The following is a 16,171-nucleotide window of genomic DNA, read 5'->3' as shown; positions in this document are numbered from 1 at the left end:
TAAATCATATAAATATTTAAGAAAGCAAGATTAGACTAATGGTTTATGGGTTACCGCAAAAATATTGACACTTACGATTTGTTTTTGATAACCATCCTTAAATAAAATTGATGTTAAAATTGATCATATCATATACCATGAAAAATCTATAGTATCTTGACGTTTAAATTATGACTACGCAGATCATTATACCTTAAAGTTTTGAATTATGAAAGTGTTTTCATTAAATAACTTAAATTAATTATGGCTTTATGCACTTTTCTGTTTTACTATAAAAATTCACGGTTCCTAGGCAAATTATTAGCATTCCTAGTTGAAATTAGTTATAAATATTAATGACTAAGTTTTTCACTTAAGAAAGGAACTATGACTATGCAAATTACATTTTTTGATGAACCACTCGAAACTGTTGGTACTCCTGTTGAAGTTGGTGAAACTTTCCCTGCCTTTGAGGTAACTAACAGCAAGGGAGAAAGCGTAAAAAGCAGCGACCTTGTTAAGGGCCTTACTTTAGTTTCAGTTGTTCCAGACATCAACACTAGTGTCTGCAGCCTTCAAACCAAGCACTTCAACCAAGAAGTAGATAATTTTGATGGCGTAAGTTTCTACACTATTTCAACCAACACTGTTGAAGACCAAAAGAATTGGTGTGCTGCAGAAGGCGTTGAAAAGATGGAACTGTTGTCAGATGCCGACTTCAACTTTGGTAAGAGCGCAAACTTGCTTATTCCTGACAAGAACATTGACCAACGTAGCGTTTGGATTTTAGACGAAAATGGCAAGGTTTTATACCGCGAATTGTTGGTAGAACAAACCCATGAACCAAACTACGATAAGGCTTTGGACTTCTTGAAGAATTTATAAATCTGTAACTTAGATGAGGACCTTTTGAGGTCCTTTTTTATTTTGACTAACACTTTAATAGCAATCAATAAAATGCTATTCTTGTAAACTTATCGTTACATAATGATAAAACTAGTTTCACATATTTGTTAAAGATCCTTGCTATCATAAAGTAAGAAAATATATTATGTATAGAAAAAGGTGGGAACAAAAGCGATGAAAAAGCGTTATTCGTATATTCTAATGAGTGGCCTTGTTCTTAACTGGAACCGCTGTTAACTTGGCAGCACCACAAACTTCAAGTTCAACTGTTCAAGCTGCTAAGAAGGAAATTTCTGCAACTGAATGGAACATGGATAATTTGATTTCATTAAATAGTACTGGCATTAGTATTTTTAATTACCATGACTTAAACATTTCAAGTATCAGTAAGGTATATAATATTACCAATCAAGCTAAGATTGCACAGATGCTAGATGAATTAAAAAATACTCGTCAATACGATTTAAATGAACCTTTGGTTATTTCAAACCCCTTCTTAACCAATCCATCTAGTCTTTATCTTTACTTCAAGACCAGTCAGCCAACTAAAATCAGTTACACTGTAACTACCAGTGGTTACTACGATTACAGTGCTAATGTTTATAACCCAGAGGGTGAGTATAGTACTAACCACGAATTTCAACTTGTTGGTGCCGTAGCCGGAGAAAATAACATCATCAAGCTCACGGCAACTGCTCAAGACGGTACTAAATCAACCCGTATAATTAATTTTAAACCTAATAAGCTCCAAGCAAATGTATCCAACACTTATTCTGTGAAAAAAGGTAGCAGCAAAGCAAAAATGAGCAATGGATTGTTTGCAGTTATCGGCATGCAAGGTTCAAAAACTATGCGTTCAACTACATTAGTCGATAATAACGGTGTTATCCGGGGCGAAATTCCAATTAAAGGTTATAACTCAATGCGTCTTGTTCCTACCCAAGATCACCAAATCTATCTTGGAATTAGTCACAGCGAGCTTGCTAAGATCAACCGTTTAGGACAGGTCACACAAGTTATTAGTCTTAAAAAACAAGGTTATGAAATTCACCACGACTTCACGCTTGATTCAAAAGGCGATATTTGGGCTTTAGCTACCAGTATGGACAAATACAATTCTGGAAAATACGTTGAGGATCAAATTATCAAAATCGATCATACTACTGGCAAAGTAGTAACCGCAATCGATGCACAAAAATTATTACCAAGCTTATACAAGGTGGCGACAGGTAAAGTAGTTCACTTAAGCGATAGCAGTATCGGTAACAGAGATGTGATGCACTTTAACTCAATCGTGCTACCCGATGATAACAGCATGCTTTTAAGTTCTAGAGAAACTTCAACTATATTTAAACTAACAGATATTAACAAGTCGCCAAAAATTTCTTACATGATTGGAAATTCAAGCGTATGGTCTGGAGTTGGCTCATATAGCAAATTATTATTTAAGAAGTCTGGCAAATTCCTAGATTCTGCTGGTCAACACAGTTTAGTCTACGAACGCTCAACCAAGCTTAAAGACGGTCAATACTATCTTTCCATGTTTAACAATAATTATACGTTGATGGATTCTCGACCTAAGTTTAACTGGTCAGGTTATAAATATGAAAAAACTGGTAGCATTGCTTTAAGCACCAAAAAGTCACTTTACTACAAATACTTAGTTGATGAAAAGGCTAAGACTTACAAGCTGGTATCATCGCTACCAGTAACCTACTCCCACTTTGTTTCTGATGTTGAATATCTCAACAACAACCTTATCGTTGCTTCTGGCCAAGCTAACAGCTTTACGGAATACGATAGCAAACACAAAGCTATTAAGACTTTTACTTACCGCAGATCAAGCACCTTAACTTATCGTACGCTTAAGTACAATTTCAACCAATTTTGGTTTGAATAAATCATAGAAGACCTGTACCAATAGGCCTTTTTCTGTAACCACGTAAAAATTATTATAAGCATTGTAAATTTTCTCCAGACTCTCTTCAAGAAAAATTCATAAATGCTTGTTATGCTTTTTATATAGAAAATAGAAAGAAGGTCAAAAGTGAAAAAAAGCAAACTTTATTTACTTATAGGAATCAGTCTGATTACAGCCATTGCTTTAGGTGGCCTCTATTTAAAAGGGACAGATTCCTTTAAATCATCAATTTCATCCCACTCACTAACAAGTAGTTCTGACCAAGTATCTGCTTCAGAAAATAATGAATTAGTGCAAAAACTAGTTTCTGATCAGGGTAACAAGATCGTCGTTTTGAACTATACAGATTTCAAGCTAAACCAAGTATCAGATGTATACAGCACAAGTATTCAAAATAAAATAGCTACTATTTTGCAAACGATCAAAAATCATCGCAAGTACACTCTAACTGATCCATTGTTAGTCTCGGATCCATTTTTAACTAATACTACAGGATTATATGTCCATTTCACTACTGAGCATCCAAGCAAAATTTCGTATGTGGTTAAAGCTAGCGATTATGCTGATTACAATGCAGATGCATATAGCAATAAAGAAACATATGTAACAAATCACGATTTTCAATTGTTAGGTGCAGTTGCTGGTGTAAAAAACACTATTACTATCACCGCCACTAACAAAGATGGTAGTAAAGAAACCAAAACTTTTACCTACACTCCTCCAAAATTATACAGCAGCGTTGCTAATACTTATAAAACCTCAAATGGTACTAGCTCAGCTAAACTAAGCAATGGTTTATACACAGTTATCGGCCTACAAGCTAAAAACCGGGCTACCTATTATGTCGATAATAACGGCGTTATTCGTGGCGAAGTTCCAATTGTCAGCTATAATTCAATGCGACTAGCAACCACCCAAGATGGACAAATGTATTTGGGTATTAGTCAAAGTAAATTAGCTAAAATGAATCGTTTTGGTCAAATCACCCAAGTAATTGATTTGGCAAGTCAAGGTTACGAAGTTCACCATGATTTTGAACTCGACTCCAAGGGCGATATTTGGGCACTAGCAACTAGCAAAAAACGTTACGAAGAGAATAAATATACTGAAGATCAAATCGTTAAAATTGATCATAAAACCGGTAAAATAGTCAAAGCGATTGATACCCAAAAATTATTGCCTGAACTCTATAAGATTGCTACTGGTAAAGTTGTCCATTTAAGCGATACTAAGATTGGAAATCGCGATTTAATGCACTTTAATTCCATTCAACTTGTCGATGATGATACTTTCTTGCTTAGTTCACGTGAAACATCGACGATCATGAAAATTACAAATATTAACTCTTCCGCTAAAATTTCATATATGATTGCTAATCAAAGTGTATGGCAAGGCGTCGGCAACTACTCCAATTTACTATTTCAAAAAGTGGGAGACTTTATTGACAGTGCAGGCCAACACAGTCTCGTCTACGAAAAAGCCGACAATTTAGGCGATGGACAGTATTACCTAAGTATGTTTGACAATAACTATGGTTTGATGGATTCACGTCCAAGCTTTGATTGGTCAGCTTATAAAGCAGAAAACACCTACGGCATTACTCTTTCGACTAAAAAATCAATGTATTACAAATACCTAGTTGATGAAAATAAACATACTTATACCCTCGTTAGTGCTTTTGCTGTACCATACTCTAGCTTTGTTTCCGACGTACAGCATCTTGGCGATAATGTGCTGGTAGCATCAGGCCAAGCAAACACTTTTACAGAATATGACAAGTCAGCTAACCCAATTAGAACTTATACTTTAGATGGTGAAGCTCACTTGACATACCGCACACTCAAATATGATTTCAAGAATTTCTATTTCGATTGAATCTAAGCATTAGTCACAAAAAGCTGACTAATGCTTTTTTGATAGGCTTTATTACTGGTTCTCACAAACTTATTAAGAAAAGCAAAATATTTGAGCAAAATAATTGCACTAAAAGTGACACAGTGTTACTATTAAATCATCAAATAAGAAATTCTCAGAAAGAAGGAACATGTATGAAAGAATTTACAGTTGAAGAATTAGCACAATTCGATGGTAAGGACGGTCGTAAGGCTTACGTTGCTGTTGATGGCAAAGTTTATGATGTAACCGGTAATTCACACTGGACTAATGGTGAACACCATGGTACGCTTGCAGGTAGAGATTTGACCAAAGCTATCGAAGCTTCACCACATGGACTTAGCGTTCTTGCTAAGCTTGAACAAGTAGGTACTTTGAAATAATCTCACCTATTTATTTTTAATTGCTTTTTATTTTATGTTTACACTGAAAAAGCCATCCGAATTTGGATGGCTTTTTCTTATTCAACGGATTGTAACGCATCAAGCATGTCAACTGTCTTAATCTTCCGATATACGATTACAGCTAAAATCAACGTAATTATGAGTGGAATTAGCGCTGATAAGACATAATTGCTCCAATAGGTGTTAGGATCAAACAACGCATTTGTTGGTGGCAAGTTATCAATAATATAAAAGTGAAGCCATTTACCCCAACCATAACCAACAACAATTCCAATGATTGATAGAATTATTGTTTCACGATAAATATATAGTGTAACTTCCTTGTCAAAAAATCCAAGAACTTTAAGTGTTGATAACTCTCTCATTCGTTCTTCAACATTGGTATTCGTCAAATTATAAAGCACGACGACTGCTAAACTACCTGCTATTAAAATCAAGAGAATCATAACCTGATTTAAGCTAGCAATCATATTATCAATCATTGACCTATTATCACTACTAATATTAACTCCCTTAATCGCATCAGTAGCTAATACTTTAGTAGCGAATTGGTGAACATATTTGCTTTGATGTTGTTTTAAGCTGACAAGTCTACTGTTAACTTGGAACTCAGTTTTAAATATCTGTCGATACTGTTGGGGCGTCATAAATAGATAATGTCCCAAATACATTTCAGCAATTCCTGCTACTTTCATCCGATAGCTTTTACCATCTTTTTGCAAGCTAATCCAAGAGCCCGTTTTCGCTTGTAACAGTTTAGCCAATTTTTCTGAAATAATCACTCCCTGATTGGATAATGCTAGTGCTTGGTGAGAGCGATCATTGTACAATCTGAAATATTTTTTCAAGGTTTGTGGTTCAGCTACCAGTAGCGAAATCTGTTGCTTGGCAGGATCAGATTTAACCTTTTTGCTTAAAGTCTCAAATCTAATCTTAGAAGTGCGTTTAACTTGTGATGATTTAAGCAAATTATTTAGCTTATTTTTAGCATCTTTACTTGGATGATTTTGATTAACTGTTAAAAGGTCATAATTAACAATATTTGCAAATTGTCTTTGGCTTATTCCTTTAAGAGAATCATTGATACCGAATCCCATAACTAACAAGCCAGTACATCCTGCTACACCAAAGATAGTCATTAGCATACGACTCTTATAACGAAAGAGATTTCTTAACGTTACTTTACGATTAAAGCTGAGCCGTTTCCATAACGGTGTTATTCGCTCTAGTAAGATTCTCGATCCATGAGTTGGTGGCTTTGGTAATAATAGAGCGGCTGGTTTACTTCTAAAAGTAACCCGCAATTGAATTATCGCTGCACCACAGGTACAAATGAGAGCAATTACGAGGGCAATCATGAACGCATCCCATGGGAATTTAGTGATAAAACCTGTCATCGTGGAATTAATGGCATAAGCAGTGAAGATTTTTTGCGGTAAATAATACGATCCGATTAACGTACCAAGCGTTACACCTGGAACAGTAGTAGCCAAACCATAGAAAACAAATTTTTTACTAATCGCGAAGTTACTGTAACCAATTGCCTTCATAGCCCCAATATTAAGTCGTTCTTCTTCAACAAATCGCGTCATGGCATTCCAGCTTACTAAAGCAGCAATTGCAAATAAAAAAGCGGGGAAAACGGTAGCAATAAGATCAATTTTTTGAGAGTTTGAATGATAAGTCGTATAACCAGAATCTTGATTGCGATCGTTGACAGTAAATTGGGGCTTTCCTAGCTTCTTTGCTTGCAACTTAGAAGTTTTTAAAACCGTTGCTTGTTGCATCAATCTTTCTTTAGCTACTTGTAAGTGCTTTTTGATTTGCGGATCAAACCGTGCAAAAGATTCCTGTTGTTTAAGTTGTCGCTGTGCTTGCTTCAGCTTTATCTCTCCGTTAGTAATTTGGGCTTCCAGTTTTTGTTGTTTTCTATTAGCTCGCTTATCAAGCAAGTTAGTCAGTTCTTTTTGTTTTGTAGCTACAAGATCCGAGTATCGCTCAGAATATGGGTCGAATCCTTGGCTTTGCTTTAATTTTATTCGACCAATTAGATAGTATTTTGACGAGAAAGACTTGCTCGGTATAACGGCAACACCAGCAAGCTGACCATCCCCCACGTTAGTTGCTCCGATTTCTAAGCGATTGGTGTGTTCACTCGATCTTATAAAGCCGACTACTTTAACTCGTTTTACTGCTAATAAATTATGTTGATTTAATTTCAAAGTTTGACCAAGGTGATATTTATCCTCTAATAGATAAGATAAGGCAATTTCATCCTTGCGTTTCGGTAGTCTACCAGAGACTATTTGATTTTTAGAAATGTCTTTCGTTAAGGAATAAATTCGAATTGGCTGATCGCTATGATTAATCGTTGTATCTTGAAAATAACCCCACTCAACCTTGGCTATACCTTGCAGTCTTTTAATCAAGGTCCGATCGTTTTTATCAAAGCCATAATTTGAATTGACCATTAAATCGGCCAAGTTTGTCTTCTGATAAAAATTCCTAGCCGTCGCTCTCATGTCAGAGCCGGTTATTTTTAAGCCCGTTAAAGCAAATGAAGCAACCATTAATAAGAGAAGCAGCGACCAGAATCTCCCCTGGCTCTTAGCGATTGTACGCCACGTGTCTCGCCAAACTGCACGTTGTTTCATGATGCTCACCTACCATTCAATGTCATCAATATCTTCAGGATTATTGTTAAAAATTATTTGACTCACCTGACCATCATGAATTTTAACCACTTCATCAGCAATCTGAGCTAAGGCAGCATTGTGCGTTACAATTATCACTGTTGATCCTTGCTTGCGACACATATTTTGTAAGATTTTCAACACTTGCTTACCGGTGTTATAGTCTAGTGCTCCTGTCGGTTCATCACATAGCAATAGCTTAGGATTTTTAGCAATTGCTCTGGCAATAGCAACTCGTTGCTGTTCACCACCTGACAATTGAGCTGGAAAATTGTTTAAGCGATGCTCTAAACCAACTGCTTTTAAAGCTTCCGCTGCGTCCATTGCATTAGGGACGATTTCAGCAGCTAATTCAACATTTTCTTTAGCAGTCAAATTAGGGATTAAGTTATAAAATTGAAAAACAAAACCAACGTCGGTTCTACGATATTGCGTTAGCTGCTTAGTAGAATATTCCGCAATATTTTTACCATCAATCCAAACTTTGCCACTTGTGGTCGTATCCATTCCACCTAGGATATTTAGTAAAGTTGACTTACCAGCACCTGATGAGCCTAGAATAATAACTAATTTACCTTGATCAACGGTAAAATTGATATTTTTATTAGCCACAATAACAGTATTACCCGACTCATATTTTTTAGTTAAATTAGCAACTTCAATATATGCCACTTTTTTCACCTACTTTCATATTTGTAACACTTTACATATATTATTGCATAATTAGCAAAAATCACGTAACGCTTAACTCAGGTTTTATTTCCCGGGTAATAAAAAAGCTGTCGACAAAGTCTATTTGCCATCAGCATTATTTCCATTATTTAAATTTATTATTCTTTGTAGTTGTAACTTGAATACTATATTCTCCAGTTACGGTTACCGTATATTTACTAGAACCTTTCTGGACGGTCTTCCCATTAGCAATAATTGTTACGGTATTTCCATCACTATCCACAATTTTACCTCCGTTAGCTAAATTTAGATTAGTAATGGTAGAATTTCCAGTAACGATCCATTTTGAACTTTTATCAATATTAACAGTCAATGGCGCTTTAGTCTTCGTACTACTTGTGGCATATTTATTAGCAATTATTTTCATTTTGCCAGTGTAGGTTGAGCCATTCAAAAGATAATAGTTTAGTCTAGAAATCGAATCAACTACAATATCCCCTTTAAGAGATTGTTTAGTAGCAGTAAAATCTAAGGTTGCCCCATTTTTACCCTTTATTCCCCAATTGTTGGAGTTATTGCCTGAGACATTAAGCAGATCAATGCGATCACTATCAAAATTCAAGTTAGTGTTACTTAAAACAATTCTTCCTGTCGTATTAGTAAGATAAAACATCGCACCGCTTGAGATATTGGTCGACAGGGTGGAGTCTTTTGCTTGGAAAACTGCTCCTTTGATTACCGAAGTTTCCGCATCACCTGACATTGACTGATAAATAATTACACCATTTTTAATCGGATCTGATCCTGAAATCTTATTATTAGTAGATTTCAAGTTTGAATTTTCTAATGAAATCAGATTGTAGCCTTCCATTTCGGCAATCTGACTACCTGTAGCTGTACCAGTGACATTCTTGTAACTAATTGATCCCGTTGAATATACCAGCGGTGAGCCTGTTCCTTTGGTTGAAACAGTTGAATCACTAACCTTTACTGTTCCACCACCTCGATCAGTTGCGACAGCTGCAGAGTGGTCACCTTTAGTTGAAATCGTAACGTTTTTAGCATTAATCTTTCCACCATAGGTGGCATCTAAGCCATAGAAGTTGGCATTATCATCATTTTTACTATTTCCTGATTTTATTAATTTCGTACCAGTTAATGATACTTTACCAGTTTTTGCACCAAAACTGTATTTTGATCAGATTTAGTATTTTTGATGGCCTTTTTTCCAATTGATTTAGAACCACTTGCAATGTTAACCGTTGCTTTTAAAGTTCTCTTGTAATCGTATGATTGAGTATTGGAACCACCCATTTTTCCTTTTCCGTTTTGAGGTGTCCCCATTTTCATACCAGATGGCGCTTTACCAGTTGGCTTCTTGGGTGGTTTTTTCCCAGTAGGTTTAACTTTTTTGGTTTTAGTTACTTGAGCATTAACTATGTTTGTTGGATTTGTTTCTACAATTCCGCCAAGAATGGCTGCCGACAAAAGTGGTAAGGTTGTAATAATCGTTTTCTTCTTCATTGTTTTTACCTCTTTCTTGATGAATATGGTTTACATCTTAGTTTGTTCATATGAAGAAAATTAGGCCATTATGCAAAGAAAGGATAAAGATAACGTTGCAATAGTTTTAATTTTATTAACTATCGTTAGCAGTTGTTTATTATATTGCTTGTTTGTATATAAATATAAAAATCACCTCATGCCGAAGCACAAGATGATCTCTTACTAAAATTGTTCAATTATGGGTCCACGTTCTGTCTCAATCACATGACAATCTATTCCAAATGCATCCCTAATATTATCCTGAGTTAATACTTCTTCTGGAAGACCTTTGCTCTCAATCTCCCCATCCTTAACCAAAATAACTTGATCACTATATCTTAAAGCCTGATTTAAATCATGTAGTATCATACAGATCGTCAAGCCATTTTCTCGATTAAGCTTTTTAATTAACTGTAAAAATTGCACCTGAAAATGAAGATCTAAATAGGTAGTTGGTTCGTCTAAAAACAAGTATTCGGGTTCTTGCGCCAAGGACAAACCCAACCAGACTCTTTGTTGCTGGCCTCCTGAAAGTTCTGATACCAGCTTATCCTTTACGGAATTCAATTCCAATGCGGCTAAAATTTCGTCTGTTTTTTTCGATTCATCAAGATTACCCATTAGTCCCTGATAAGGTAATCTCCCCATTTTGATCAAATCTCGAACCTTAATTTCATCAAATAATTCATTTTTTTGATGCACCAACGCGACTCTTTGAGCAAATTCACGGCTCGAGATTTTCCAAATATCTTTTCCATCAAGCAAAACTCTGCCAGTGTTGGGGCGTATTCCTCTTGTCAATAACTTAAACAAAGTTGACTTTCCAGAACCATTTGGGCCAACAATCGTTGTAATTTTGTTGTCTGCAATCGCTAAAGTTAGCTCATTAAAAATTTGCTGGTTTTGATAAGAAAAATTCACTTGTTCCAAACTAAGCATGGCGCTTGCCCTTTCTATTCAAACTCAACAAAATTCCAATCATTGCTGGGCCACCAACAATAGCCAACAAAACTCCTGCAGCAATTTCATTAGGCGCAGCAATCGTTCGTCCAATAGTGTCAATCAATAACAAAAACCAGCTTCCCGCTAAAACTGAAAAAGTGACCAGTTTTTGATAATCATGACCTAGAAGCTGTCTTCCAACTTGAGGAATAATAATTCCAATAAAACTAATAACTCCTACGCTTGCTGTGGATACTCCTGCTAATATGACTCCTATTAACAATAGAACTAAACGTATCATTTTAGGCGACATCCCCAGAGATGACAATTGCTTATCCGAAACCTTAAGATAATTTGCCCATTCTGCTAAAATTAAAGCTACAATTAATCCGATAATGCCAATAATGCACAGAATTAGCGCTGAAGTCCAAGTGCTAGTCGCTAAACTACTGCTATTATTAGCCCCAAGTATTTGACTAATTCCAGTAAAAACAGCATTTAAAGCCACTCCAACAATAATTAAGCGAAATGGATCTAGCAATTTTTGAAACTGAATTAAAATCAGAAAGGCCACAATTGCCCCAAAGGTTGCAAACAAAGTCTTGCCAATAAAAAATGTTGGAAAAACCAACGCAAATAACGTTTGGAACAGTCCAGCAGCTGCTGATACGCCCATTAATCCAGGTTCTGCAATGGGATTGCGAAAGGCTGCCTGGAAAAATAGACCTGCAACGGACAGTGCCGCTCCTGCAATTATTGCCGAGCAAATTCTAGGTAAACGAATATTCAAAATAATATTTAAGTCTTGATTTGATAAATCAGTTAGTTTTGTTTTACTGGCACCGCTTGTTAGTGCCCACGCTATTGTCACTATTAGTAAAACTATCAAAAGGGTATTAACAAATATTGTTCTTTTTTTCATAACTATTTATTCGGATAGAACCAGTTACTTAATTTCTTCAATGCCGTCGGTATTTGCAAATTAGCTGAAGCATTGAAATCTGGTTGCTGCAAATCATAAACGCGCTGATTTTTCACAGCTTTCATTTTTTTCCATACCGGATTAGTTTTAAATTCATGTTTGAACTGAGGCACGGTAACTTCAGGCATCGCATGCGCTAAGCGTAAAATAATGTCAGGATTTTTGCTTGCGAGCGATTCATTACTTGGTGTGAGATAGATCTGCTTGCTTGATTGGTACAAATTATCACCACCAGCTAGTCTTACCAAGTCTCCCAAATATGATTTATTCGTCAAAATCATATATCCAGCTCCTGGCAAGCCCATCAAAATCAAGACTTTGGGCTTACGGCCGTGAATTCGACTTTTTGCTTTAGCGACAGCATTTTTGATTACATTTACTTCATCAGCAGCTTGCTTTTGCCGGTAATATCTGTTGCCAAGATCAGTCAGCGTCTGCTCTAATTGCGCAACAGAATCAAGTTTTAAATAAGTAACGGGGACGCTTTGGGCTTTAAAAGCTTCATCATATTGATCACGCAAAGTTGAGACTGCGTATACTCGAGTTGGGTTTAAAGAAGCAATTTTTTCTACGCTCGGATTCATTGCACCACCAACTTTGGTTACGTTCTGATATTGCTTTGGCAAGGTCTCTTCAGTTTTTGGTACCCCAACCAATTTAACGTCCAATTTAGCAAAAATCTCTGTAACCGCCACTGTTGTGGAAACAATCCGTTCGTTATTGGCAACCTTTTGATCAATAAATCTTTTTGCACCAATGGCAACACCAATTACTATCACTAATAGGCTGATCAGCCCAATAATCAATCCCTTATGCTTTTTCATGACTTACTTTTGAACCATTCGCTGTCTTGAAGCCGAAGACAAAAAATACTGCTGCCACAATTAAGACAACCAGGCTCAAACTACCTCCTAAAATAACGTAATAAAACATTTTTTGATTTTGTTCGTTGGCTTGGCGATTTTTGATATTTTGATTAGTTTTCATTCTCGCCAGATCAAGCTCACGATTTTTAACTTCACGAGCCTGCTTTTTAGCTTGTAAGATTAATTCTGCCACCTCTTGATCATTGGGACTTGCAGTTTTTGCTTCAGCCTTAGTACCCTTATTAGTTTGCGATGACATCTGCGTTTTACCATCAACTTTCTCGGCTTTTTTAGCAGTTGTGGTGCCAGCAGAACTATTTAACTTAGGAATCGCCTGCGAATCGAACTTAAAACTCAACATATGCGTAGCATGGTAAACTCCAGGAACATCAACTTTGATTTTACTTGAAATTATTCTTGATAAATCGCTTGTTTCAAAAGAATACACATAATCATAGTCTGAACCGTGACGAGTTTTTTGCACATTCATTGGAGCCTGATTATCGATTGAAAGTACTTGTACTGGCCAAGCTCCTAAAGCTTTTTTGGTTCTAATTGTCATTGTCACCAAATACTTCGATCCCACTGTTTTTACTTGAGCTGGACGTAGATAATATGTTGATGCCATAGAGGTTTGATGCGTACCATATTTATACGTATCATAATTAATATTATTATCCGTAGCCATAACCGCATGTTGATAAAAAATCATTGCAAATATCAGCAACAGCATCGGACCTACAATTTTCTTAAAAGTTTTCATTGCTTTCCTGCCTTCTGTCGTTGTTTCCGCCAAAAAATTGCTCCTGCTATCACCGCTAGATCTATGACGAAGAATATCCCCACAGCTTCACCAATCGGATAATGAACTAATGCTACTTCTGCATAAGTTTTTTTCTTAGGTACGCGATACTTGGCAAGCTCGCGTTTTTTAGCAGCTAAGTCATATTTAGGTGCTTTTGCTTTGCTTGCCGTAGTCTTGGGTGAACTAATCGCTTCATCCCCCTGAGTAGAATTAAATCTTGGTGTAGTTACAGCTTGCTTAGAAAAAGGTGCAGCAACTTGAGCTTGGCCTTGACTGACTTCATGAGTATGAGATTTATCTTGGTGGACTGAGTCAAGCTTATTTGTTGAGAATGACTCTGTTCCCGTTTTAAAATCAAACCAAATATCATAGGTTTCATTATTCAAACCATAAGAAGGCACAGAATATTCAATCTTACCTTTAACAAGATGATTTAGTGCTGATAATGACTTGAATTCAGTTGTATATGTCCAAATATCTTCGCCATTTTCAGTAGTCGTTGTACTAGAAATGATTTTGCCTAGCCCCATCGATACTGGTTTGAAAATCACTAAATCATGTTTTGCTTTAAGTTGAAGCTGCAATTCATAATGATCGTCTTTTTTGATCAATTCAGCTTGATGAGTGTAATATTCATCAGCAACTGATTTACCACTTTTATCTGCTTTTAGCACTGAATAAGATATCGTCTGACGCTCTTTTTCTGGATCTAGCTGCCTGGTCTTAGCGGTTACTGACCTTACTAACTTTGCCAAATTTTATCCAAGCTGGTTCAGTCATTTTAGCGCCAAAGTCAATCGTGACTTTCATTTTTGCCCAACCGTTATTTTTGAAGGCTTTTCCTGAAAATACAAAGTCAAAATTGCTTCGATCCGCTGATACATTGGCTTTCTTACCTTTAACACCATTAACCGTCAATGACTTGACGATTTTATCAACATTTTGACCCTTTCCCATTGAATTACCGGTGCCATTAACATGAATGACCAACTGTGAAACTCTACCATTTTTAAGAATCACTTTAGCTTTTGTACCGATAAAAGTTCGTGCAATTGATTTTGCTCTTCCCTTATGATTTTTACTGTCTTTATAAACTAGCATCTTTACTGATCGGGTCTCTTGTTTTACCGTCGTTGCTGAAGCCACTTCTAATGTTGGTTTTGTAATCACTGTACCAAAACTTAAAAGTGAACTAATTGTTAATAAGTATAGAAATCTCTTTTTCATCCGTTTTCTCCCACCTAGATTATTTTGTATTGTTTTTTTACTTACTATTATAAGTGTAAATAATCCTTGTCGCAAACGGTTCCATCAGCGACACTATGTCACTTGTATAGTGAATAATTATTGTTATTTTATAGTGAATTAAATAACCGAAAAAGTCTTGCATATGTGTTTTTTTTGATCAATAATGAAACCGTATTAAAAATATTTTTTATGGGAGATATATTTATGAAAAAGAATACCAAAATTGTTTTAGCTACTTTGTCTTTATTGGCAGCAGGTGTAACTGTTGCTCCATTTGCTAGCCCTGTTGCTGCTGAAACTACTGCACCTGCAGCCCCTGCTACCCAAGTTGTTTCAGGTGCAAGCAAGAACGCTTCAACTGCAGCAGGCACTACCACTACTCCAGCAGCTACTGCAACTACCAGTACAACTACCCCAGCAACCACTGCTACTCCAACTACTGCTCCCGTAGCAACAACAACTACTACCCCTGCTGGTCCTAGCGTAAGTATGTTGATTACTAAAACCGGTACTTCAACTCCTTCAGAAGCAGCTATGTTCTTAGGTAAGAGTGCTCAAGTAACTGTTAAGGATGGTAAGGTTACTGAATTAACTATTCACGTTTCTGGCGCTACTCAAATGACTAAGGGGCAAGACATGTCTAAGATGATGTCATCAGTAACCCTTAATGGTGTTGAAGGTAAGCAAGCAAATGTCGCTAAAGACGGTTCAAGCCTTGACTACGTATTTACCGGTGATGCTTACAAAGAAGGTAAAGGTGTAATCAAGTTCACTCTTAACGTTATGGGTAAGGTGATGAACGAAAGCGCTGACGTTACTTTAGGTGCCGTTGAAGGCGTTAAGACTCCAGCTGAACAACCAGCAACTACTACCACTACTAAGAAGTCCGCTAAGAAAGTTAAGCGTACTTTGAAGCACAATGCTTTCGTTTACAAGAAGTCAGGTAAGCGTTTGGGTAAGAAAGTTTTGAAGAAGGGCACCAAAGTTTCAACTTCAAAGAAAGCCGTTAAATTACACGGTAAGGCATATTACCAAGTTGCTAAGAACCAATACGTTAAAAAAGCAAACTTTTAATAAAAATATTTAACTAATGCTTTGAAAAGACAAGATTTATTCTCGTCTTTTTTCTTTTCATGTTATTTTTGTAATAAAAAATTTTTTAGAAAAAATAGTGTCAATAACTTAGGATAATGTCCTAAAATTTGTTAATTATTAGCGGAGATTTTTCTCCGCTATTTTTTATGTATATTGATGATATTTGTGTGCTCGTTCTTGTTGCTTTAAGAACGATTCACGCTTCCATGGATGCGTCATT

At 36.2% G+C, this 16,171-nt stretch carries 15 protein-coding genes; 5 read left to right on the top strand and 10 right to left on the bottom strand.

Annotated elements, in window-relative coordinates:
* Positions 1 to 372 precede the first annotated feature (372 nt).
* From BN52_RS04175 to BN52_RS04160, 4 genes are all read left to right on the top strand, one after another.
* Positions 373 to 864 carry a thiol peroxidase gene (locus tag BN52_RS04175; RefSeq protein WP_008472999.1) on the top strand — a complete coding sequence of 164 codons (492 nt, stop codon included), beginning with the start codon at positions 373 to 375 and terminating at the stop codon, positions 862 to 864.
* A gap of 226 nt (positions 865 to 1,090) precedes the next feature.
* Positions 1,091 to 2,785: an aryl-sulfate sulfotransferase gene (locus BN52_RS04170; RefSeq protein WP_008472998.1), complete on the top strand. Its 1,695-nt coding sequence runs from the start codon at positions 1,091 to 1,093 to the stop codon at positions 2,783 to 2,785.
* A 147-nt stretch (positions 2,786 to 2,932) separates the two neighbouring features.
* Positions 2,933 to 4,681, top strand: coding sequence for an aryl-sulfate sulfotransferase (locus tag BN52_RS04165; RefSeq protein WP_008472997.1), 1,749 nt, complete (start codon positions 2,933 to 2,935; stop codon positions 4,679 to 4,681).
* A 173-nt stretch (positions 4,682 to 4,854) separates the two neighbouring features.
* Positions 4,855 to 5,082 carry a cytochrome b5 domain-containing protein gene (locus BN52_RS04160; RefSeq protein ID WP_008472996.1) on the top strand — a complete coding sequence of 76 codons (228 nt, stop codon included), beginning with the start codon at positions 4,855 to 4,857 and terminating at the stop codon, positions 5,080 to 5,082.
* 77 nt (positions 5,083 to 5,159) lie between these two features.
* On the opposite strand, the gene BN52_RS04155 is transcribed toward BN52_RS04160, so the two are convergent.
* The 10 genes from BN52_RS04155 to BN52_RS04115 form a co-directional block, all read right to left on the bottom strand.
* Entirely contained in the window at positions 5,160 to 7,757 is a 2,598-nt protein-coding gene (locus tag BN52_RS04155; RefSeq protein ID WP_008472995.1) for an FtsX-like permease family protein, read from the bottom strand.
* 9 nt (positions 7,758 to 7,766) lie between these two features.
* Positions 7,767 to 8,468: an ABC transporter ATP-binding protein gene (locus BN52_RS04150; RefSeq protein WP_008472993.1), complete on the bottom strand. Its 702-nt coding sequence runs from the start codon at positions 8,466 to 8,468 to the stop codon at positions 7,767 to 7,769.
* Between the two features lie 145 nt (positions 8,469 to 8,613).
* The gene (locus tag BN52_RS04145; protein ID WP_008472992.1) at positions 8,614 to 9,339 is read right to left on the bottom strand and encodes a hypothetical protein; all 726 of its coding nucleotides are present in this window, start codon (positions 9,337 to 9,339) and stop codon (positions 8,614 to 8,616) included.
* Between the two features lie 284 nt (positions 9,340 to 9,623).
* Positions 9,624 to 9,992 (bottom strand): hypothetical protein, encoded by a 369-nt coding sequence (locus BN52_RS09610; protein WP_008472990.1) that lies wholly within the window; start codon positions 9,990 to 9,992, stop codon positions 9,624 to 9,626.
* Between the two features lie 204 nt (positions 9,993 to 10,196).
* Entirely contained in the window at positions 10,197 to 10,952 is a 756-nt protein-coding gene (locus BN52_RS04140) for an ABC transporter ATP-binding protein (RefSeq protein ID WP_008472989.1), read from the bottom strand.
* Positions 10,945 to 11,877, bottom strand: coding sequence for a FecCD family ABC transporter permease (locus BN52_RS04135; protein WP_008472988.1), 933 nt, complete (start codon positions 11,875 to 11,877; stop codon positions 10,945 to 10,947). Before BN52_RS04135 ends, BN52_RS04140 begins: the two co-directional genes overlap by 8 nt.
* A 2-nt stretch (positions 11,878 to 11,879) precedes the next feature.
* Positions 11,880 to 12,761: a heme ABC transporter substrate-binding protein IsdE gene (gene isdE, locus BN52_RS04130; protein ID WP_008472987.1), complete on the bottom strand. Its 882-nt coding sequence runs from the start codon at positions 12,759 to 12,761 to the stop codon at positions 11,880 to 11,882.
* Complete coding sequence (locus tag BN52_RS04125) at positions 12,748 to 13,566, bottom strand: NEAT domain-containing protein (protein ID WP_008472986.1); 819 nt, start codon at positions 13,564 to 13,566, stop codon at positions 12,748 to 12,750. The genes isdE and BN52_RS04125 overlap by 14 nt, the downstream gene beginning before the upstream one ends.
* Positions 13,563 to 14,363, bottom strand: coding sequence for an NEAT domain-containing protein (locus tag BN52_RS04120; RefSeq protein ID WP_008472984.1), 801 nt, complete (start codon positions 14,361 to 14,363; stop codon positions 13,563 to 13,565). Before BN52_RS04120 ends, BN52_RS04125 begins: the two co-directional genes overlap by 4 nt.
* Positions 14,332 to 14,835, bottom strand: coding sequence for a hypothetical protein (locus BN52_RS04115; RefSeq protein ID WP_008472981.1), 504 nt, complete (start codon positions 14,833 to 14,835; stop codon positions 14,332 to 14,334). The genes BN52_RS04120 and BN52_RS04115 overlap by 32 nt, the downstream gene beginning before the upstream one ends.
* Before the next feature lie 225 nt (positions 14,836 to 15,060).
* Here BN52_RS04115 and BN52_RS04110 point away from each other — a divergent pair, with 225 nt between their 5' ends.
* Entirely contained in the window at positions 15,061 to 15,930 is an 870-nt protein-coding gene (locus BN52_RS04110; protein WP_008472980.1) for an SLAP domain-containing protein, read from the top strand.
* Positions 15,931 to 16,171 lie beyond the last annotated feature (241 nt).

Source organism: Lactobacillus gigeriorum DSM 23908 = CRBIP 24.85, assembly GCF_000296855.1.
Taxonomy (GTDB): domain Bacteria; phylum Bacillota; class Bacilli; order Lactobacillales; family Lactobacillaceae; genus Lactobacillus; species Lactobacillus gigeriorum.
The sequence above is the reverse complement of the archived record's forward strand: the minus strand, read 5'-3'. Positions and strand labels throughout refer to the sequence as shown.